The organism is Peribacillus sp. GL_122, from assembly GCF_057835005.1.
In genome coordinates this window covers 3,785,229-3,806,840 of the sequence record NZ_CM174415.1, presented here as the reverse complement: position 1 = coordinate 3,806,840, position 21,612 = coordinate 3,785,229, and the positions used below count along the sequence as shown (strand labels likewise).

Genomic DNA, 21,612 nt, shown 5'->3' with positions numbered 1-21,612 from the left:
AGGGAATGATCTATTAAAAGGGTTAATTATATCTTAAGGGGGATGGCTCATGCAAAAGGTCATGATAGTAGGGGGAGGAGTGGGAGGGACAACCGTGTTGAAACTCCTATCGGAAAGTGAAGTATTCTCCATTGTTTGTATGGCTGATACGAATGAATCCGCTGAAGGGATGCTTGCTGCAAAGGAACGAAGGATTCCTACAGTGACTGATTGGAGCATGGGATTGGAGCGGGATTTGGACATCATTTTTGATACGACCGGAGACCCATCTGTCTATAAAAAGATAAAAAGGGACATGGGCGAACAAACGATTCTCATTCCTGGAAGTGTCGCCCTCATTATGACTAAGTTGTTTGAAGAGAAAAATCGATTAATAAGTAAATTGGAAAATACCTCGGCAAAAATGGACTTGATCCTTAATACGACCAGTGAAGGAATGGTGGTGATTGATCATGAAGGATTCATCATCATGTTCAATGATAGTGCGGAACGTGCATCTGACACAAAGCGCGAAGATGTGATAGGCAGACATATCAAAGATTTCATCCCTTCAACTGGATTGCTGCGAGTGATGCAAACGAACCAAAAAGAAGTGAATCAGGAAATCACCCTTAGCAATGGGATGGAACTCATAACGACAAGGATACCTCTTGTGAATGCTGATAAGGAAATCATAGGGGCTTTTTCCGTGTTTAGGAATAAAACGGAAGCTGTACAATTGGCAGAGCAGATCACTGATTTAAAAGAGATACAGACGATGCTCCAGGCGATCATTCAATCCAGTGATGAAGCCATATCTGTTGTGGATGATCAAGGCAGGGGGCTTTTGATCAATCCGGCATATACAAGAATCACCGGCTTAACAAAGACCCAAGTAATCGGTAAGCCGGCTTCCATCGATATTTACGAAGGTGAAAGTATGCATATGAAAGTGCTTCAAACAAAAAAGCCTGTTCGGGGTGTCAATATGCGTGTCGGCCCAAAACATAAGGAAGTGATCGTGAATGTTGCTCCAATCATTGTGGATGGGTGCCTGAAAGGGAGCGTTGGCGTCATTCATGATGTATCGGAAATTCAAGCCTTGACCCACGAATTGAATCGGGCAAGACAGATTATCCGGACGTTGCAGGCTAAATATTCCTTTGATGATATAATTGGGGCTTCCGAAGAGATGAAGCTTCCCATTGAACAGGCGAAATTATCGGCAAGAACACCTGCTACTGTCTTATTAAGAGGGGAATCAGGGACGGGCAAAGAGTTATTTGCACATGCCATACATAATGCGAGTGATAGGAAATTCAATAAATTCGTACGGGTAAATTGTGCGGCCATCTCGGAATCATTACTTGAAAGTGAACTGTTCGGTTATGATGAAGGAGCCTTTACCGGGGCAAGCAGGGGGGGAAAGGTCGGTTTTTTTGAAGAGGCAAATCAAGGGAGTATCTTTTTGGACGAAATTGGTGAATTGCCGGCCAACATCCAAGCTAAATTACTTCGGGTATTACAAGAAAAGGAAATCATCAGAGTGGGGGGGACGAAGCCGATCCCCATCAATGTCCGGGTGATAGCCGCTACGAATATCAATCTTGAACAGGCCATCGCAAACGGATCATTCAGGGAAGACTTGTATTTCAGGCTGAACCGCATGCCTATTTTCATTGCACCATTAAGAAAGAGAAAAGAAGATTTGAGAGAATTGGCGGAGCATTTGATTAATAAAATCAATCAGGAGTATGGACGGAGCATAGAGGGAATTACAGCAGCAGCTATACATAAAATGCAAATTTACAACTGGCCGGGTAATGTCAGGGAACTGGAAAATATCTTAGGACGGGCAATCATTTTCATGAAATTGAACGAGACGGTCATTGATATACATCATATTCCGGATTTTATCGAAGAGATTCCATTAAAGCAGGAGAAATTATTAATGAAGCCTTCTGGCTACGTATCGGGGAAACCGCTCTCGGAGATAATAGACCAGTATGAAGCCGAAATCATTCAGCAAGCGTTCCATACCCACAAGGGAAATAAAACACTTACGGCAAAAGCGCTGGGGATTTCAGTTAGAAATCTATATTACAAAATGGAAAAACTAAAATTGTGAAAATTTTTGCACGCAAATATTTGCGTACTATGAAAAAAACTGCGTGGAATTTTCTGATTTATTTTAATTTAAGCGAGACTCCACTTCTAACATGAAATTTTTTTGAATTTGTTATAGGCTATAGTTGCCCAACATATTAACCAGCATCTCCTTTATTTGGATAAAAAGGCTCTCATTATGTATTTTATTGGCATGTTATTTGCATATTTAAAAGTGCATGGATCTTTCAAGGGAACCATTCCCCATGGGGAAAATATCATGCTAGTAGCGGATTTTATTTAAAATGAACGTAGTAACAAGTAAGAATGAGGAGTAATACAGTGTCCTCATATCTGACATGTATTAAAACATCTAGGGAGGATTCCTTTATGGAAATTTTTAAATATCTTGAGAAGTATGATTACGAGCAATTGTTATTCTGTCAGGATAAACAATCTGGTTTGAAAGCGATTATTGCCATTCATGATACGACATTAGGGCCTGCGCTTGGAGGCACTAGGATGTGGACGTATGCATCTGAAGAAGATGCCATTGAAGATGCCTTAAGGCTTTCAAGAGGAATGACATATAAGAACGCAGCTGCCGGCTTGAATTTAGGCGGGGGAAAAACCGTCATCATCGGCGATCCCCGTAAGGATAAAAATGAAGAAATGTTCCGTGCATTCGGAAGGTATATCCAAGGACTGAATGGGCGTTATATAACAGCGGAAGATGTAGGTACAACGGTTGAGGATATGGATCTCATTCATGAGGAGACGAATTTTGTCACTGGAATTTCCCCTGCATTCGGTTCTTCGGGAAATCCTTCCCCAGTAACTGCCTATGGGGTATATCGCGGTATGAAAGCTGCTGCAAAAGAAGCATTCGGAACTGATTCCTTAGAAGGCAAGGTGGTTGCAGTCCAAGGCGTCGGGAATGTTTCTTATAACTTATGCCGTCACCTTCATGAGGAAGGCGCCCAGCTGATCGTTACGGATATCAATAAAGAAAGTGTGGCCCGTGCGGTTGAATCCTTTGGGGCGACTGCAGTTAATCCTGATGAAATTTATGGAGTAGACTGTGATATCTATGCACCTTGTGCGTTAGGGGCTGTCATAAATGATCATACAATCAATCAAATCAAGGCGAAGGTCATTGCAGGTGCGGCCAATAATCAATTGAAGGAACCTGTTCATGGCGATCAAATTCATGAAAAAGGTATTATATATGCACCTGATTATGTTATTAATGCAGGTGGAGTCATAAACGTGGCCGATGAGCTTTTAGGATATAATCGGGAAAGAGCCCTTAAGAAAGTGGAAACGGTTTATGATACAATTGAAAGAGTCATCGAGATTGCAAAACGCGATCAAATCCCAACATATAAAGCAGCGGATAGGATGGCAGAGGAGCGAATTGCTCGCATGAGGAATTCAAGGAGCCAATTCTTGCAAAATGAAAAACATATCTTGAATGGAAGAAAATGATTGTAGTTTTACAAGCTAAAGATTCCTGTGTTTTTTTAAATAAACACAGGAATTTTCAACATGGATAACGTAATAAATATATGCCAAGTAAAAATGGTGACAAATAGTATGTATTTGTGAGGAGGAGTGGTTTTGGCTGAAGAATTTGACCTCGTTATCCTCGGAGGAGGAACAGGCGGGTATGTGGCGGCAATAAGGGCTGCTCAATTAGGATTGAAAACGGCTGTCGTGGAGAAAGGCAAGCTCGGCGGAACGTGTCTACATAAAGGTTGTATCCCTTCGAAAGCACTTTTAAGGAGTGCGGAAGTTTATCAGACTGCAGTGAAAAGTGAGGAATTCGGTATTGTTACCGGGGATGTAAAGGTAGACTTCCTTAAGGTGCAGGAAAGAAAGAATAAAGTGGTCGATCAACTCTATAAAGGTGTTCAGCACTTGATGAAACAAGGAAAGATAACGGTTTATGAAGGGTTAGGGCGTATACTTGGTCCTTCTATATTTTCACCGATGCCTGGGACAATTTCCGTGGAAATGAATAATGGCAGTGAAAATGAAATGCTCATTCCTCAGAATGTCATCATTGCTACCGGTTCGCGTCCGAAGACACTGCCCGGTTTAGCGATTGATGGGGAATTGGTGCTTACATCGGATGAAGCTCTAAAGCTTGAGAGCCTGCCAAAATCTATGATTATTGTAGGCGGCGGTGTTATCGGCATTGAATGGGCTTCGATGCTCAATGATTTTGGTGTGGAAGTGACAGTACTGGAATATGCAGATAGAATCATCCCGACTGAGGACCATGATATTTCCAGTGAAATGCTTCGTCTCCTAACGAAAAAAGGCGTCAAATTCGTTACAGGTGCGAAGGTATTGCCTGAAACCCTGAAAACGGATGTTTCAGTTTCCATATCTGCAGAAGTCAAAGGTTCGGTAGAGGGATTCACAGCTGAAAAAATGCTGGTTTCCGTAGGCAGATCAGCAAATGTTGAAGGGATCGGCATTGAAAATACGGAAATTATGAAAGAAAAAGGCTTTATTGAAACCAATGACTTCTTCCAAACGAAGGAATCACATATCTATGCAATCGGTGATTGTATTGGCGGTCTCCAATTGGCTCACGTTGCCTCTCATGAAGGCATTACGGCCGTTGAACATATCGCAGGCCAAAAACCGGAACGGCTGGATTATTCGCTCATTTCAAAATGTGTGTATTCAAGCCCTGAAGCTGCAAGTGTCGGTTTGACGGAAGAACAGGCAAACAAGGAAGGCTATGACCTTAAAATTGGGAAATTCCCATTCCGTGCAGTTGGTAAGGCCCTTGTATTCGGGGAAGCGGATGGCTTTGTCAAAATCATCGCCGATAAGAGAACGGATGATATACTGGGCGTTCATATGATCGGACCACATGTTACGGATATGATTTCAGAAGCCGGACTTGCAAAAGTGCTTGATGCGACACCTTGGGAAATAGGCAAGACAATTCATCCGCACCCAAGTCTTTCTGAAGCAATCGGAGAAGCGGCCCTTGCTGTCGATGGACGTGCCATTCATTCATAAAGAATAAGGTCAGGAGGTTTTATGATGGTAGAAAAACGTCATGAACAATTAGGCTTAAATGAGGAAACGGTTTTAGATATGTACCGGACAATGCTTTTGTCCCGCAGAATTGATGAGCGCATGTGGCTTTTAAACCGATCCGGGAAAATTCCCTTCGTGATTTCCTGCCAGGGGCAAGAAGCTGCACAGGTTGGGGCTGCGTTTGCGCTTGATCGGCAAAAGGATTATGTACTGCCTTATTATCGGGATGTCGGTGTGGTACTTACCTTCGGAATGACCGCAAAAGACTTGATGCTTTCAGGTTTCGCGAAAGAGGAAGATCCCAATTCCGGCGGGCGCCAAATGCCTGGTCATTTTGGTCAAAAGAAAAATAGGATCGTCACTGGTTCATCGCCTGTAACGACACAGGTCCCGCATGCTGTTGGAATTGCCCTTGCAGGGAAGATGGAAGGTAAGGATTTGGTGACATTCGTAACGTTTGGGGAAGGTTCATCCAATCAGGGCGATTTTCATGAAGGGGCCAACTTTGCAGGTGTGCACAAGCTACCGGTCATTTTCATGTGTGAAAATAATAAATATGCGATTTCAGTTCCTATTGAGAAACAGCTATCGTGTGAAAATGTTTCCGACAGGGCGATTGGCTATGGGATGCCTGGAATAACGGTGGATGGCAATGATCCATTGGAAGTGTATGCAGCGGTGAAAGAAGCGGCTGACCGTGCACGAAGGGGAGAAGGCCCTACACTTGTAGAAACCGTTTCATACAGGCTTACACCTCATTCAAGTGATGATGATGACCGAAGCTACCGGACTGCGGACGAAGTGGCCGAAGCCAAAACGAAGGATTCGATAATGACATTTGGAGCGTATTTAAAAGAAGTGGGAATCATGGATGATAACCTTGAGAAACAAATGAATGATGAAGTCATGAAGATAGTAAACGAAGCAACAGATTATGCTGAAAATGCTCCATATCCGAAGGCTGAAAGTGCTATGAATCATGTGTATGCACAAAAGTAAGGGGGTAATAGAATGCCAGTGATTTCTTATATAGATGCCGTGACAATGGCAATGAGGGAAGAGATGGAACGTGATTCCCGTGTGTTCGTATTGGGAGAGGATGTAGGAAAAAAAGGTGGGGTCTTTAAAGCCACTAATGGTTTATACGACCAATTCGGTGAAGCCAGGGTCATCGATACCCCGCTCGCTGAATCTGCAATTGCAGGAGTGGGAATTGGAGCCGCCATGTATGGGCTTCGGCCGATAGCTGAGATGCAATTTGCTGATTTCATCATGCCTGCCATTAACCAAATAGTTTCAGAGGCAGCCAAAATTAGATACCGTTCTAATAATGACTGGAGCTGTCCTATGGTTATCCGTGCTCCGTATGGAGGAGGGATTCATGGAGCCCTTTATCATTCACAATCGGTTGAAGCAATCTTTGCCAATCAGCCGGGCTTGAAAATTGTGATGCCTTCCACTCCGTATGATGTAAAGGGGTTGCTTAAAGCCGCCATTCGCGATGAAGACCCAGTACTTTTCTTTGAACATAAACGCGCTTACCGCTTGATCAAGGGTGAGGTACCGACTGAAGATTATGTACTTCCCATCGGTAAGGCGGAAGTGAAAAGGGAAGGGGAAGACATTACTGTCATCTCCTATGGCCTTTGTGTGCATTTTGCCCTTCAGGCAGCAGAAAAATTAGCTGCAGATGGAATTTCTGCACATGTTCTTGACTTGCGTACGGTCTACCCTTTGGATAAGGATGCTATCATAGAAGCAGCTTCTAAAACGGGGAAAGTATTACTGGTTACGGAAGATAATAAAGAAGGAAGCATCATGAGTGAGGTCGCAGCCATCATTGCCGAGCATTGCCTTTTTGATTTGGATGCCCCTGTAAAACGATTGGCCGGACCTGATGTACCTGCCATGCCATATGCGCCTACGATGGAAAAACAATTTATGGTGAATCCTGATAAAGTGGAAAAAGCAATGAGGGAATTGGCAGAGTATTAATGACTGTTAAGAAGGAGGAACGAATTATGGCTATGGAATTAATGAAGATGCCTCAACTAGGCGAAAGTGTCACAGAGGGAACCATCAGTAAATGGCTTGTGAAGCCTGGGGATCATGTCACGAAATACGACCCGCTAGCTGAAGTAATGACGGATAAAGTAAATGCTGAGGTTCCTTCTTCCTTCACCGGCATCATCAAGGAATTGAAAGCGGATGAGAATCAAACATTGGCAGTCGGGGAAGTCATTTGCTCGATTGAAGTTGAAGCGGCAAAGACGGATAACGGAAATGCTGGGCAAGTTTCTCATAGTGAGGAAAATGCTGATGCACCTGTTACAAGAGATGTGCAGCAAGCGTCGGCCGAACCATCAAGGAAATCTCGCTATTCGCCAGCTGTGTTAAAACTTTCCCAGGAGCATGGAATAGATCTTTCAAAAGTTAAAGGAACGGGGAATGAGGGACGGATCACCCGTAAAGATTTACTGAAACTTGTTGAATCAGGGAATCTTCCTAAGGCGGAGGAGCCTTCCGCAATAACCGATTCAGCTCCTGTAGAGATCGCCCCTCAAGTTAATCGTCAAACCAGTCCAGTAACAAACGTGCCGACTGTGGCTGGGGACAAGGAAATACCTGTTACCGGCATCCGTAAGGCAATTGCGTCCAATATGTTGAAAAGTAAGCACGAAATTCCGCATGCTTGGACGATGGTGGAAGTTGATGCAAGTAATATGGTGAAGTTGCGTGATAATCTTAAATCCGAGTTTAAACAAAAAGAAGGCTATAATTTAACGTACTTTGCCTTTTTCGTAAAAGCGGTTGCTCAAGCCCTTACGGAATTTCCAGAGCTCAATTCGATGTGGGCAGGCGAAAAAATCATACAAAAGAAAGAAATCAATATATCAATAGCCGTTGCAACCGAAGATGCCTTATTTGTACCGGTCATTAAAAATGCCGATGAAAAATCAATCAAAGGTATAGCAAGGGAGATACAGGAACTTGCATCCAAAGTAAAGGCGGGTAAGTTAAAAGCAGAGGATATGCAAGGTGGTACGTTCACTGTTAATAACACTGGCTCATTCGGTTCTGTCCAGTCCATGGGAATCATCAATTATCCACAGGCGGCCATTTTACAAGTTGAAACGATTGTAAAACGCCCAGTGGTCATAAATGATATGATTGCAGTACGAGATATGGTGAATCTCTGTTTATCACTTGATCATCGTGTTTTGGACGGACTGGTATGCGGACGATTCCTTGCAAGGGTTAAAGAAATCATCGAAAAGATTTCCAAAGATAACACTTCCATATACTAAAATGAAGAAAAGGAAGGCCGGAAGGTTATTCCTTCAGACTGTAGGCAAACTTGATGAAAATCGAGTTTGCCTACAGTTTTTTTGATTGGTACAATTTGAACGTTAGTTGGAACTCCAGGCACTCGATTTCCCGGGCGGGTCCGCCCTTGGCGCCTGTGGGGTCCCTCCTTGGACAAGCTATTCCCGCTGGAGTCTCACACACCCGTACCAATCACCTTTTTTTAAAAAAATTTGATAGAAACCATAACTATGGGATGATGGTGGTTCCTGATCATCATTTAGTCCAGCAGTTATTGATTCCCCCTTGCTTTTTGATTTGGTGAAAGATGCGTATGCCGAAGTCGATCGCCAAAGTTTAGACTCTGTCATTTCTCTTTTCCGTAGAAAAACATCGACAAAAATTTTATTTTTGCTATTATTTTATTAAGAGCTGTTCTAATACAGATCAGAGACTGTACTTGATTTAAAAAAAGGCGAAATAGGCTAGTGGTTTCCTTAATAACAGATTTGCTAATTTCTATTGTCTTAAATTTCAAGAAAATTATGGTAGAATGTTAGTATAATCCAGATTAAATTGACGGGAGGGTGGTTTTCTTATCCAAAACTGACTGAGCGTTCGTTCTCCCAAAGAAAGGACAGGGCGTATGAGGCGGCAGAAGATAAGAAAGCGATTACAGATGGAACTGAAAGATGTAAAAAACATAACCTTTCCAAAGCCTTCTTTTGAAGAGTGGAAAGAAGCTGCGGAAGCAAGTTTAAAAGGGAAAAGTGTAGAAAAATTAAAAACGAATACATATGAGGGCATCACTTTACATCCGCTCTATACAGAAAAGGCGGATTCAACGGAAAAAGTAGCTGAATTACCAGGATTTTTCCCTTTCACCCGAGGAACGTCCCCAACGGGATATCACGAAAAACCTTGGCTTGTCGTTCAACCTGTAAGCGGTATCACGGCTGAAGAAGCAAATGAAAAGATGAAGGCTTCATTCAAGCGCGGTCAAAATGTCGTGGCATACCCTGCACGATTGCTTGCCGAGGGCGCAAGGGCAGAAAAATTGTTTAAGGATATCCCATTAAAAGAAATCCCGATTTTCATTGACCTTAAGGGGAAACAAAAAGGATTATTCCCTCAATTCAAAGCTGTTGCCGAAGCACAAAATACCCAATTGACAGGCGTTATTGCTGAAGATCCCATTGCAGAATGGCTCATTTGCGGTCAGCTGCCAGAAGATACGGATAACTATTTTGCAGACTGGCTGAAGACGATCCAAGACTATCAGAATGTAGGCAGGGATTTAAAAACAGTTTTGATTAATACGGCAGTCTACCATAATGGAGGAGCTAATGCCGTACAAGAAATAGCTTACGGATTATCGGCTGCTGTCCAATATCTATTGGAAGGTCAAAAACAAGGGCTTTCTATTGCTTCGGTTTCCGAAAAAATAGTATTCTCTTTTGCTTTGGATTCAAATTACTTCATGTCCATCGCTAAACTGCGGGCTGCCAGAAGGCTTTGGGCAGGACTTGCAGAAGCTTTCGATACGGCATCGGACCATTTTAAAATGGCGATACATGCCGTTACTTCCGAGTTGACAGAAACGCTTTATGATCAGCATGTCAATATTCTTAGAACCACAAATCAAGCTTTCGCTGCAGCTATTGGAGGCATTCAATATCTTCAAATTCATCCATTCACACACGCAACTGGTGAAACCGATGATTTTTCAGAAAGAATTGCCCGTAACACTCACTTGATTTTAAAAGAAGAAACAAATATCACAACAGTGGCCGATCCTGCTGGCGGTTCATGGTATGTTGAGCAATTAACGGATGAATTGGCTGAAAAGGTTTGGGCGAAATTCCTTGAAATCGATGCAGTTGGAGGGATTCTTGAGCTAATTAAACAAGGCACGCTTCAGAAAGAAATAGCTGAAGTTTACCAAGGCAGAGTCCAAAATGCGGCCTTCAGAAAAGAAAGCATCATCGGAACCAATGTCTATCCGAATCCCGCTGATAAGATTAAAACCCCGACACGGAATAACCATGTGTCATATATGAAAGTGGAGAAGCCGGTTGGCATTACCCCGCTTGACTTGGATCGGGTATCCATTCAGTTCGAACAGATAAGGCTACGCAGTGAAAAGTATAAAGAATTATGTGGAACGGCTCCAACTATTGGTTTGATTAATTTGAAAAATCTCAAATCCTATAAACCTCGTGCAGATTTCGTAAAAAGTCTTGCTGCAGCAGGTGGTATTGAAACAATCGGCAGTAAGGGGTGTCAAACCGTTGAGGAAGCAGTCGATTATGTAGCTGCGACCAAGCTCCCTATCTATTGTGTTTGCGGCAGTGATGCGGACTACTCGGAATTAGCGCCATTAACCATTAAAGAAATTAAAAAGCAATTCCCTGAAATCACTATTTATAGTGCCGGTAAGCAACAAGAAGAATTGGAGATTACACTAAGTGAAGCCGGAGTCAAAGATTTTATCCATGTTAAAACGAATGCAATAGCCATTTTATCGGAATTATTGCAGAAGCTAGGGGTGAACTGAAATGAAAAAACCGAATTTTTCTGCTATAAATCCTGCTAAGTCTGAGATTAAAGGTACAGTGGAAGCATGGAAAAAGGAAGCCGAAAAAGCAGTTGGGAAAAACATTGAGGATCTTCTGTTTGAAACAAATGAACAAATAAAAATCAAACCGCTTTATGTTGAGGAAGATAATCGCGATTTGGAGCATATGGAAAGTGTGCCAGGCATCGCTCCTTTTACAAGAGGGCCGTATCCTTCGATGTATGTCAATCGTCCTTGGACGGTACGTCAGTATGCAGGTTTTTCGACTGCCGAGGAATCCAATGCGTTTTACAGGCGTAATCTGGCGATGGGGCAAAAAGGGCTCTCAGTTGCTTTTGATTTAGCGACACACCGCGGTTATGACTCCGATCATCCGCGCGTTGTCGGTGATGTGGGGAAGGCGGGGGTTGCCATTGATTCCATTCTTGACATGAAAATCCTGTTCGACGGCATTCCGCTTGATCAGATGTCCGTGTCAATGACGATGAACGGTGCTGTATTACCCATCCTTGCATTTTATATCGTGACAGCTGAAGAACAAGGCGTAACACAGGATAAGCTTTCAGGCACGATTCAAAATGACATCTTAAAGGAATACATGGTTCGGAATACGTATATCTACCCACCTGAAATGTCCATGAAAATCATAGCTGATATATTTGAGTATACATCCAAATATATGCCCAAGTTCAATTCCATTTCCATTTCCGGTTATCATCTGCAAGAAGCGGGGGCGCCGGCTGATATCGAACTTGCCTATACGTTGGCGGATGGGCTTGAGTATGCACGTACCGGAATGAAAGCAGGTATTGATATCGATAAATTTGCACCACGCCTGTCATTTTTCTGGGCTGTAGGAATGAACTATTTCATGGAAGTGGCGAAAATGAGGGCGGCTCGTTTCATTTGGTCAAAACTGATGAAACAATTCGAACCGAAAAATAATAAAGCGATGGCATTGAGGACTCATTCCCAAACCTCCGGCTGGAGCCTCTCCGAGCAGGATCCGTTTAACAATGTCGCAAGGACCCTTATTGAAGCGCATGCGGCTGCACTTGGGCATACACAGTCCCTGCATACGAACGCATTGGATGAGGCCATTGCCCTGCCAACTGATTTCTCGGCACGCATTGCACGTAACACACAGCTATATCTGCAGGAGGAAACCGGGATCACAAAAGTAATCGATCCATGGGCGGGTTCATACTATGTAGAATCGCTTACTAATGAATTAATCGAACGGGCTTGGGCTCACATAGAAGAAATCGAAGGTCTGGGAGGAATGGCGAAGGCAATTGAAACCGGACTTCCAAAAATGAGGATCGAGGAAGCCGCTGCAAAGCGTCAGGCTAAAATCGATTCTCAAGATGAAACGATCGTAGGCGTCAATAAGTATCGTTTGAAAAAAGAAGATCCTATTGAAATACTGGAGATTGATAATACAGTAGTTCGCGAAAGTCAGCTTAAGCGTTTAAGCGAATTAAAAGCGAAACGTGATCAGGCAAGGGTGGATGAAGCTCTTCAAGCGCTATCCATGGCTGCCAGAACTGGCGAAGGTAACCTTCTTGAACTGGCTGTGCAAGCTGCAAGAGTACGGGCTTCATTAGGTGAAATCTCCGATGCGATCGAAGAGGTGGCTGGACGTCACAAAGCAACGATCCGTTCTATCAGCGGCGTATATAGCTCGGCATACTCAAAAGAAGCGGAAATTGAGGAAGTCGTCCGCATGACGGAAGAGTTCCTTGAAAATGAAGGAAGAAGACCGCGTTTGTTAATGGCTAAAATGGGTCAGGACGGTCATGATCGTGGAGCTAAAGTAGTAGGAACGGGGTTTGCGGATTTAGGCTATGATGTCGATATCGGTCCATTATTCCAAACACCGAAAGAAACCGCCATCCAAGCCGTGGAAAATGATGTGCATGTTGTCGGAATGAGTTCCCTTGCTGCCGGCCATAAAACTTTGTTGCCGCAGCTTATGACGGAACTGAAGAACTTGGGCCGTGAGGACATTATAGTGATCGCAGGCGGCGTCATCCCTGCACAGGATTATGATTACCTAATGGAAAATGGGGCTACAGCCATTTTTGGACCTGGTACGGTCATTCCACAGGCAGCGAAGAAAGTGCTTCAGGAAATATACAATCGCCTCGGATATGAGGAAGTGGCCCAATAATGAGTGAAGACAAGAGGCCGGAATGGGTCGATCTTAACAATCAGGAAGGTTTTGCTTCTTCATTAAAGCCAGGTGTGGAATTAGCAGCCAGCCAAAACAAACCTTCAAAAAGCAAATTCGTCAAAAAACATAATGTAAACATACCGGTCCATGAACTTAAAGAGGGAATCATAAAAGGGGACAGGGCCAAGCTAGCTAAAGGGATTACATTGGTTGAAAGCAATGCATCCCACCACTTAGATCATGCACAGGAATTATTGCAGGCCATCCTACCTCATACAGGGAGCTCGATTCGCATCGGGATTTCCGGAGTGCCCGGTGCCGGAAAAAGTACCTTTATCGAGACGTTCGGAACCTACTTATGTGACAGGGGCCATAAGGTTGCCGTTCTAGCCGTCGATCCAAGCTCTTCGATCAATGGCGGAAGTATACTAGGTGATAAGACAAGGATGGAGGAATTGGCAAGAAACCCCCATGCCTTCATAAGACCCTCACCATCTGAAGGAACTCTAGGCGGAGTTCACCGCAAAACGAGGGAAACGATGTTGCTTTGTGAAGCGGCAGGATTTGATGTGATACTGATAGAAACTGTCGGTGTCGGTCAGAGTGAAGCCATAGTTCGAAGTATGGTCGACTTCTTCATGCTCCTTGTCCTAACAGGTGCCGGAGATGAATTACAAGGGATGAAAAAAGGGATTCTGGAACTTGTGGACGGAATTGTGGTCAATAAAGCCGACGGCGAGAACATTCCGCTGGCGATTAGGACGAAGTCCGAATATAGCAGAATCTTGCACTTCCTTCAGCCAGCAACAAAGGGATGGGCAGGGAAGGCATATGCTTGTTCCGCCATAACCGGTAAAGGAATTCCTGAGCTTTGGGATGTATTGAATGAATTTTCCGATATGACCAAGGAATCGGGTGTTTTTCAAGAACGGAGAAGAATGCAATCTAAGGAATGGCTTTATTCATTGATTGATCACCAGCTTAAAACGATGTTTTATAAAAATGAAACCGTCAAAGGTCTTCTCCCTATACTCGAGAATCAAGTGATGTCAGGGAATAAAACGGTCACTGCTGCTGTTAAGCAGGCCTTTGAATCTTTTACAGAAACATTTAAATCAAATTAAAAAAGAAATAGGATGGGGCAGCGTGGAATGTCTCCTAGCATGCCCCATCCTTTTGTAAGTCCTGTTGGTTTCACACGTGATTCTCGCTTCTATTTAAACATGTTCGGAACGGTTTATGCGGTTTAACAGGTAAATTTATTGAATCACGAAGTGGCAATTGTTATGATAGGATTGAAGAGAAAACTTGGAAGGAGCAAATGCCATGAATATGGATTTTAATTTTTTAATGAACGACGTAGTCAAACAGGCTCGCGATGAGATAAAGACTGCTGGATATACAGAATTGACTACTCCCGAGGAAGTAGAGGAAGTATTTGCACAAAAAGGAACGACACTTGTTATGGTAAACTCCGTTTGTGGCTGCGCTGGGGGAATTGCTAGACCTGCAGCTGCTCATGCAATCCATAATGATAAACGTCCAGATCAGCTTGTAACCGTTTTTGCTGGGCAAGATAAAGAGGCGACCGAGAAAGCCCGTGATTATTTCGAAGGGTATCCGCCGTCATCCCCATCATTTGCATTGCTGAAGGATGGAAAAATCATCACCATGATAGAGCGTCATGAAATTGAAGGGCACCACCCGATGTCTGTAGTAGAAAAATTACAAGACTACTTCGATCAATATTGCGAAGAAGTGTAAGCCCATAGCCATAGCTAAAAAAAACCGCCCTTTCGGCGGTTTTTTTTATTCATGATTTTGCATAAGTCAGGGGCATTTAGGAAAGAAGATAGATAAGGATGCCGATATATTCCCTTTGGAGCTCAAAGCGCGGAACTTAGAAATGAAATTATAGCAATATTCTGAAAAATAAATCTATTATTTACGTTATTGAATAATTATAAGAGTGTGTTAAAATACACATTAGTGTATGAATATTAGTTATTCAAATTTTAACTAAACCAAATTCAATAACAAGAGAATTGAAAATATCATTTTGGAGGAATAATAATGAAGTTGAAAAAGCAGTTAGCATTGTTGCTTACTTCTGTTTTATTAGTAGGTATTTTAGCAGCATGCGGAACATCCGGGAAAGAAGATAAGGACACAGCTGGTACAGAAGACAAAAAGGTCCTGGTAATGGGAACATCTGCGGATTATCCGCCATTTGAATATGTTGAAACATCTAAAAGTGATGAAATCAAAGGATTTGACATCGATATCGCTAAAGCAATCGGAAAAAAATTAGGTTATGAGGTTCAAGTGAAGGACATTGACTTTAATAGTCTTGTGCCTGCTCTGGAAAATAAATCGGTCGATTTCGTTATCTCTGGAATGACTCCAACAGAAAAACGTGAGCAATCAGTCGATTTCAGTGATATTTACTATACAGCTAAAAACATGATCATCACGACAAAGGACAGTAAAATCAAAACTGTTGAAGATTTAAAAGGGAAAACCGTAGGCGTACAGCTTGCATCCATTCAGGAGACATTGGCAAATGACTTGAATAAATCCCAAGATATCGGGATGAAAGTTGAAAAACGGAATCGTATTCCTGAGGTTGTTCAAGAAATGTCAACAGGACGTTTTGATGCCGTGATCATGGAAGATACTGTGGCAAAAGGCTACTTGAAAGATAATAAAGAATTGGTGGGCCATTTGATTGCATCTGGTGAACAAGATGCCGGTTCGGCAATCGCTTTCCAAAAAGGAAGCAAGTTAACTGAAGAATTCAATGCCGAGTTGAAAAAAATGATGGAAAATGGTGAAATGGAAAAATTAATATTAAAATGGTTCGGTGGCAGTGAAACTGAATAATACAGAGAGATGAAAAGCGTTCAGAAGAGATTAGTATGCCTTCTGAACGTTTTTCCGCGCTTTATTGTTATTAAAATGAAGCAGGAGGAAGGACCTAAGATAAAGGCCTTCATAAGAGAGGATGAATGGAGTGAATCTGGAATTTGAAAGGATTATACCTTCCCTTCCATATATCCTGGAGGGGATACCGACTACATTAAAGGTTGTAGCGGTAGCGGCAGTAATCGGATTTGTTTTGGGAATATTATTATCTATACTTAAAATCAGCAGAATCAAGCCCTTAAATTGGATTGCTGACTTTTATACATCCATTTTTCGCGGTACCCCTTTGGTGCTGCAATTAATGCTGATATATTTTGGTTCACCACAAATATTAGGGATTCAAATCGAAGCGTTCCAAGCAGCATTTTTAGCATTCGGGCTAAATTCAGCGGCATACATCTCTGAAATTATCAGGGGAGGCATTTTAGCTGTCGATAAAGGCCAACGAGAGGCTTCGCTTGCACTTGGGGTTCCCTATTCAGGGATGATGCTTAATATTATCCTTCCGCAGGCCATCAAGAATATCCTGCCGTCCCTTGTTAACGAATTGATTTCCTTAACGAAGGAATCAGCCGTTGTCACAATTATTGGATTAGGGGATATCATGCGCCGTGCTTATATTGTCGGCGGTGAGACATATAAATTCTTCGAGCCGATATTATTTGCCGGCCTCATTTATTATGTGATGGTCATGGTTCTCACCATCTTAGGCAAAGTGATTGAAAGGAGAATGAGACGCAGTGATTAAAATTGATGGACTCAAAAAAAATTATGGTAAGCTCGAGGTATTAAAAGGAATCAGCACCGAGATAGGGCAGGGTGAAGTGTTAGCGATCATCGGTCCTTCCGGTTCGGGAAAATCAACTTTCTTACGCTGCATCAATATGCTTGAAATTCCAACTGATGGTCAAATCAGGTTTAAAGATCAAATCATCACTGAAAAAAAGACCAATATCATGAAAGTGCGTGAAAATGTCGGAATGGTATTTCAGCATTTTCATTTATTTCCACATAAAACCGTACTGGAGAATCTGACATATGCACCTATGAAGGTGAAAAAACTATCAAAGGCCGAGGCTGTAAAACAAGCTCGTGAGCTCTTGAATAAAGTCGGTTTGTCCGATAAAGAATCGGCTTATCCGAATCGTCTGTCAGGCGGGCAAAAACAAAGGGTCGCGATTGCACGGGCATTGGCAATGAACCCGGAAGTAATCCTTTTCGATGAGCCGACTTCAGCGCTTGATCCCGAGATGGTAAAAGAAGTGCTCGAGGTTATGAAGTCACTGGCACATACGGGGATGACCATGCTGATCGTAACGCATGAAATGGGATTTGCCAGAGAAGTGGCCGATCGTGTACTATTCCTGGACGGGGGTCTGCTCGTTGAGGAAAGTGCTCCGGAAGAATTCTTTTCCAATCCGAAAAGCCAGCGTGCAAAAGACTTCTTGGAAAAAGTTTTATAAGCTAAAGAAAATAGTATATAATTGTGAAAAAAGGTAACGTTTAGGTTACCTTTTTTATTTTTTTCCTATAACGTATTTTTGCGTGAATGTATTTAGAAAAATTGGAAATTTAACTCGCAAAGGACTGTGAAAATTTCTGATTTCCTGATAGTATTATAATAGATAGAGAAAGAGCCAGGTGATACATAACAATGTTTAAAATCGGATACAGGACGATTAAAACTGCTTTGGGGGCTACCCTGGCAATTATTATTGCACAAATGCTTAATCTCGAGTATTTCTCTGCTGCGGGAATAATTGCGATCTTATGCATTCAAGTTACAAAAAAGAAGTCGGTGTATGCCTCCTGGCACCGGTTTTTAGCTTGTTTGATCGCAATGGCCTATGCATCCCTATTCTTTCATTTCATCGCATTCCATCCGCTGATAATAGGTTTGATCCTCTTGATTTTCATTCCAACGACTGTTGCCTTGAAGATTAATGAGGGGATTGTGACGAGCAGCGTCATCATCATGCATCTATACGGGGCGGGTGACATCACTTTTTCCCTGCTGATCAATGAAACGATATTAATCGCAGTTGGAGTTGGAGTGGCGCTTGTCATGAATCTGTACATGCCCAGTGTCGATGACAAACTGCTGGCCTACCAGGAAAGCATCGAAACGAACTTTAGTGCGATCTTGATGGGAATTGTCCGCTATTTAAGGGATAATGATCACACATGGGATGGTAAGGAAATCACTGAAACAGCCAATCTTCTTAATCAAGCCAAAAGCCTTGCCTTCAGGGACGTGGAAAATCATTTTTTAAGGGAAGAAGACCTGTATTACCATTATTTCAAAATGCGTGAAAAGCAATTTGAAATAATTGAACGAATTCTGCCCCTGGTCACGAATATTCCACTGGTCGTCAAGCAAAGCGGGATAGTGGCTGATTTTATAGAAGATTTAGCAGAAAACGTCCACCCACAAAATACGGCCATCCTTTATCTGAAGAAACTTGAAGAAATGGAGATTCATTTTAGGGGAATGGCACTGCCGCAGACACGGGAAGAGTTCGAATCCAGGGCCGCATTACTGCAGCTCATGAAGGAAATGGAGCGTTATTTATTGTTGAAGCATTCCTTCAAGGGACTACCCAAGCTGAACAGCAACCGAATGAAAAAGAGGCACTTGGCTTAAACTAAGCAAAAAAGTGAAGGAATTGATACAAATGAAATGGATCCTTTCTTTGTTGCTTATGCTACCTTTGTGGCCGTTGCAGGTACAAGCCCAACCTCAATCGGTTATGCCTGGCGATCCGTTTATCATCATCAATAAAGCTAACAATAAATTGGCGTTTATTGATGATAATGAGGTCAAGGAGATTCTGCCGGTCGGTACGGGAAAGAGTCAGGAACTTACACCCGAAGGGATTTTCACGGTCAAAGTAAAAGCAGTCAATCCATATTACCGGAAAAAAAATATTCCTGGCGGCGATCCCAGGAACCCTCTGGGGTCGCGGTGGATTGGATTCGATGCACGAAATACCGATGGGAGGATTTACGGCATTCATGGTACGAATCAGCCATCATCAATTGGTAAATACATTTCAAATGGCTGTGTACGGATGCTTAAATCCGATGTAGAGCGTTTGTACGAAAAAGTCCCCATCGGCACTAAAGTGTTAATCACCATATCGAACGAGGATTTCAAAACGTTGGCAAAGAAAAATGGAGCGATAAAATAAAGAGAGGGAAGCTTTGCTCCCCTCCCAATTACTACGGTTCTATTACAAAAGAAATGCGATACCTGATAATAAGCTCGTTAATAACATTGAGATAAGCATTAAATACACGACGATTTTTCTAATTTTCTTGTTTCCCATATGCTCTCTCCCTTAAAACAGTTTAATTGATTTTATTTTAACTTGAACATTTAGTAGAAACAAGTAAAAGTATAATGTTCATATTATTCCGAATCTTAAAAGGCTTTAATGCAAGATTAGTAGTATTTTAATGGAGTCATCCAATAATACATAGCATGGGGGTTTTTATGATGATTAAAAATATCGACCATATAGGTATTGCCGTCAAGTCACTGGAGGAAGCCTTGCCACTTTACACGGAAACGTTGAAATTGAAACTTGAAGGAATCGAGACAGTTGGGAGCCAAGGAGTGAAAGTGGCCTTCATCCTGGCAGGCAATACCCGTTTGGAATTGTTGGAAGCGTTGTCACCGGCAAGCCCAATCGCCAAATTCATCGAAAAACGCGGTGAAGGGATTCATCATGTGGCACTTGGCGTCGATGACATCGAAGAGAGAATAAAAGAAATCAAAGAATCTGGATTGCGCATGATTGATGATTCATCAAGAAAGGGAGCGCACAATGCGGATGTTGCTTTCGTTCATCCCAAGTCTACCGCGGGTGTATTATATGAGCTTTGTGAACAAGCATTATCAAAGGAGGAGCAGGAATGACAGACATATACGATACGATCAATGACCTATATGACAGACGCCGCAAAGTGGAAATGGGCGGCGGTGAAGAAAGAATCGATAAGCAGCATGAAAAGGGCAAACTTACTGCAAGGGAAAGAATTGAACTTTTAGTTGATCCGGGTACTTTCATAGAGCTTAATCCTTTTATCAAACACCGTAATACCAATTTTGGCATGGAAAAGGAAGAAGGGCCAGGAGAAGGGGTTGTCACCGGTTACGGAAAGGTCAACGGCCGTGACATTTATCTGTTTTCACAGGATTTTACTGTTTTTGGCGGCGCACTCGGTGAAATGCATGCTCTGAAAATTGCCAATGTTATGGATTTGGCAGCGGAAAATGGAGCCCCTTTCATAGGTTTGAACGATTCTGGTGGCGCACGTATTCAAGAAGGCGTGGTTTCTCTTGACGGATATGGGCAAATTTTTTACCGGAATTCCATTTATTCAGGGGTCATTCCGCAGATTTCGGTTATTATGGGACCTTGTGCAGGTGGAGCCGTATATTCCCCGGCAATAACCGACTTTGTCTTCATGGTTGAAAAAACGAGCCAAATGTTCATAACAGGTCCTAAAGTCATTGAAACGGTTACAGGGGAAAAGATTTCATCTGAAGGATTGGGTGGAGCGACAGTACATAATACCATAAGCGGTAATGCCCATTTCAAGGGAGCATCTGAGGAGCAAGTATTGGCGGACGTTAGACGTCTCCTGAGTTATCTTCCACAAAATAATCAAGAGAAGCCGCCTGTTTTGGAAGCCGACGATGAAGATGACTACCGTCCGGACTTAACGGATGTAGTCCCTTATGAAGGGATCCGTCCATATGATGTTCGGAAAGTATTGGAGCAAGTTGTCGATGAGGGTTCCTTTATGGAAGTTCAAGAGGGTTTTGCGAAAAACATAGTGGTCGGCTTGGCGCGTATCAAAGGGAAATCAGTGGGGCTTGTATGTAACCAGCCAAAGGTATTGGCTGGGGGACTTGATATTGATTCATCAGATAAGGCTGCCCGTTTTATTCGTTTCTGTGACTCATTCAACATTCCGCTAATTACGTTTGAAGACGTTTCAGGTTTTTTCCCTGGCGTTAAACAAGAACATGGCGGGATCATTCGCCACGGTGCAAAGCTGCTATATGCTTATTCGGAAGCAACAGTACCAAAATTGACGATCATTCTGCGTAAAGCATACGGAGGAGCTTACGTGGCTCTTAATAGTAAATCCATCGGTGCGGATCTTACGTTTGCATGGCCGAATGCTGAAATCGCGGTAATGGGTTCTGCTGGAGCGGCAAATATCATTTTTGCCCGTGAAATTCAAAATAGCCAAGATCCGGAAGCGACACGTGCAGCTAAAATTGAAGAATACCGTGAGAAGTTCGCCAATCCATATGTTGCCGCAAGTCTTGGAATGGTGGATGATGTTATTGATCCCCGTGAAACCAGGATTAAAATCATTCAATCTCTTGATATGCTACGCAACAAAAAAGAAACCCGACCATGGAAAAAACACGGAAATATCCCGTTGTGATACAACATTG

Annotated in this window: 18 protein-coding genes; 17 read left to right on the top strand and 1 reads right to left on the bottom strand. The window is 42.7% G+C overall.

The window, feature by feature from the left end; translation table 11 throughout:
* Positions 1-49 precede the first annotated feature (49 nt).
* The 15 genes from AC3ISB_RS18355 (at position 50) to AC3ISB_RS18285 (ending at position 19,324) form a co-directional block, all read left to right on the top strand.
* Entirely contained in the window at positions 50-2,107 is a 2,058-nt protein-coding gene (locus tag AC3ISB_RS18355) for a sigma-54 interaction domain-containing protein (protein WP_141993857.1), read from the top strand.
* 368 nt (positions 2,108-2,475) lie between these two features.
* On the top strand, positions 2,476-3,573 hold the full coding sequence (gene bcd / locus AC3ISB_RS18350; protein WP_480338660.1) for a branched-chain amino acid dehydrogenase: 1,098 nt from the start codon (positions 2,476-2,478) through the stop codon (positions 3,571-3,573).
* A 132-nt stretch (positions 3,574-3,705) separates the two neighbouring features.
* Positions 3,706-5,127 carry a dihydrolipoyl dehydrogenase gene (gene lpdA, locus AC3ISB_RS18345; protein ID WP_141993858.1) on the top strand — a complete coding sequence of 474 codons (1,422 nt, stop codon included), beginning with the start codon at positions 3,706-3,708 and terminating at the stop codon, positions 5,125-5,127.
* Between the two features lie 24 nt (positions 5,128-5,151).
* The gene (locus AC3ISB_RS18340; RefSeq protein WP_098369854.1) at positions 5,152-6,147 is read left to right on the top strand and encodes a thiamine pyrophosphate-dependent dehydrogenase E1 component subunit alpha; all 996 of its coding nucleotides are present in this window, start codon (positions 5,152-5,154) and stop codon (positions 6,145-6,147) included.
* 12 nt (positions 6,148-6,159) lie between these two features.
* On the top strand, positions 6,160-7,143 hold the full coding sequence (locus tag AC3ISB_RS18335; protein ID WP_098369855.1) for an alpha-ketoacid dehydrogenase subunit beta: 984 nt from the start codon (positions 6,160-6,162) through the stop codon (positions 7,141-7,143).
* A gap of 26 nt (positions 7,144-7,169) precedes the next feature.
* Positions 7,170-8,456, top strand: a complete 1,287-nt coding sequence (locus AC3ISB_RS18330; protein WP_141993859.1) for a dihydrolipoamide acetyltransferase family protein — start codon at positions 7,170-7,172, stop codon at positions 8,454-8,456.
* Between the two features lie 644 nt (positions 8,457-9,100).
* A complete protein-coding gene (locus tag AC3ISB_RS18325) occupies positions 9,101-11,011 on the top strand; it encodes a methylmalonyl-CoA mutase family protein (RefSeq protein WP_141993860.1) in 1,911 nt (636 codons plus the stop codon).
* A 1-nt stretch (position 11,012) separates the two neighbouring features.
* The gene (gene scpA / locus AC3ISB_RS18320; protein WP_141993861.1) at positions 11,013-13,205 is read left to right on the top strand and encodes a methylmalonyl-CoA mutase; all 2,193 of its coding nucleotides are present in this window, start codon (positions 11,013-11,015) and stop codon (positions 13,203-13,205) included.
* Complete coding sequence (gene meaB / locus AC3ISB_RS18315; protein WP_489273805.1) at positions 13,205-14,332, top strand: methylmalonyl Co-A mutase-associated GTPase MeaB; 1,128 nt, start codon at positions 13,205-13,207, stop codon at positions 14,330-14,332. The genes scpA and meaB overlap by 1 nt, the downstream gene beginning before the upstream one ends.
* A gap of 202 nt (positions 14,333-14,534) precedes the next feature.
* Positions 14,535-14,972, top strand: coding sequence for a BrxA/BrxB family bacilliredoxin (locus AC3ISB_RS18310; RefSeq protein ID WP_034308239.1), 438 nt, complete (start codon positions 14,535-14,537; stop codon positions 14,970-14,972).
* Between the two features lie 315 nt (positions 14,973-15,287).
* Positions 15,288-16,091, top strand: coding sequence for a transporter substrate-binding domain-containing protein (locus AC3ISB_RS18305; RefSeq protein WP_181762271.1), 804 nt, complete (start codon positions 15,288-15,290; stop codon positions 16,089-16,091).
* A gap of 130 nt (positions 16,092-16,221) precedes the next feature.
* Positions 16,222-16,881 (top strand): amino acid ABC transporter permease, encoded by a 660-nt coding sequence (locus AC3ISB_RS18300; protein ID WP_063233181.1) that lies wholly within the window; start codon positions 16,222-16,224, stop codon positions 16,879-16,881.
* Positions 16,874-17,596, top strand: coding sequence for an amino acid ABC transporter ATP-binding protein (locus AC3ISB_RS18295; RefSeq protein ID WP_141993864.1), 723 nt, complete (start codon positions 16,874-16,876; stop codon positions 17,594-17,596). Before AC3ISB_RS18300 ends, AC3ISB_RS18295 begins: the two co-directional genes overlap by 8 nt.
* A 191-nt stretch (positions 17,597-17,787) precedes the next feature.
* Positions 17,788-18,777: an aromatic acid exporter family protein gene (locus AC3ISB_RS18290; protein ID WP_144549734.1), complete on the top strand. Its 990-nt coding sequence runs from the start codon at positions 17,788-17,790 to the stop codon at positions 18,775-18,777.
* A 31-nt stretch (positions 18,778-18,808) separates the two neighbouring features.
* Entirely contained in the window at positions 18,809-19,324 is a 516-nt protein-coding gene (locus AC3ISB_RS18285) for a L,D-transpeptidase (protein WP_098369863.1), read from the top strand.
* A gap of 42 nt (positions 19,325-19,366) precedes the next feature.
* On the opposite strand, the gene prli42 is transcribed toward AC3ISB_RS18285, so the two are convergent.
* A complete protein-coding gene (gene prli42 / locus AC3ISB_RS18280) occupies positions 19,367-19,462 on the bottom strand; it encodes a stressosome-associated protein Prli42 (protein WP_155726463.1) in 96 nt (31 codons plus the stop codon).
* 167 nt (positions 19,463-19,629) lie between these two features.
* Between prli42 and mce the strand changes: the two genes are divergently transcribed.
* Positions 19,630-20,055, top strand: a complete 426-nt coding sequence (mce, locus tag AC3ISB_RS18275; RefSeq protein WP_141993866.1) for a methylmalonyl-CoA epimerase — start codon at positions 19,630-19,632, stop codon at positions 20,053-20,055.
* A complete protein-coding gene (locus AC3ISB_RS18270) occupies positions 20,052-21,602 on the top strand; it encodes an acyl-CoA carboxylase subunit beta (RefSeq protein ID WP_480338664.1) in 1,551 nt (516 codons plus the stop codon). The genes mce and AC3ISB_RS18270 overlap by 4 nt, the downstream gene beginning before the upstream one ends.
* The last annotated feature ends 10 nt before the right edge of the window (positions 21,603-21,612 follow it).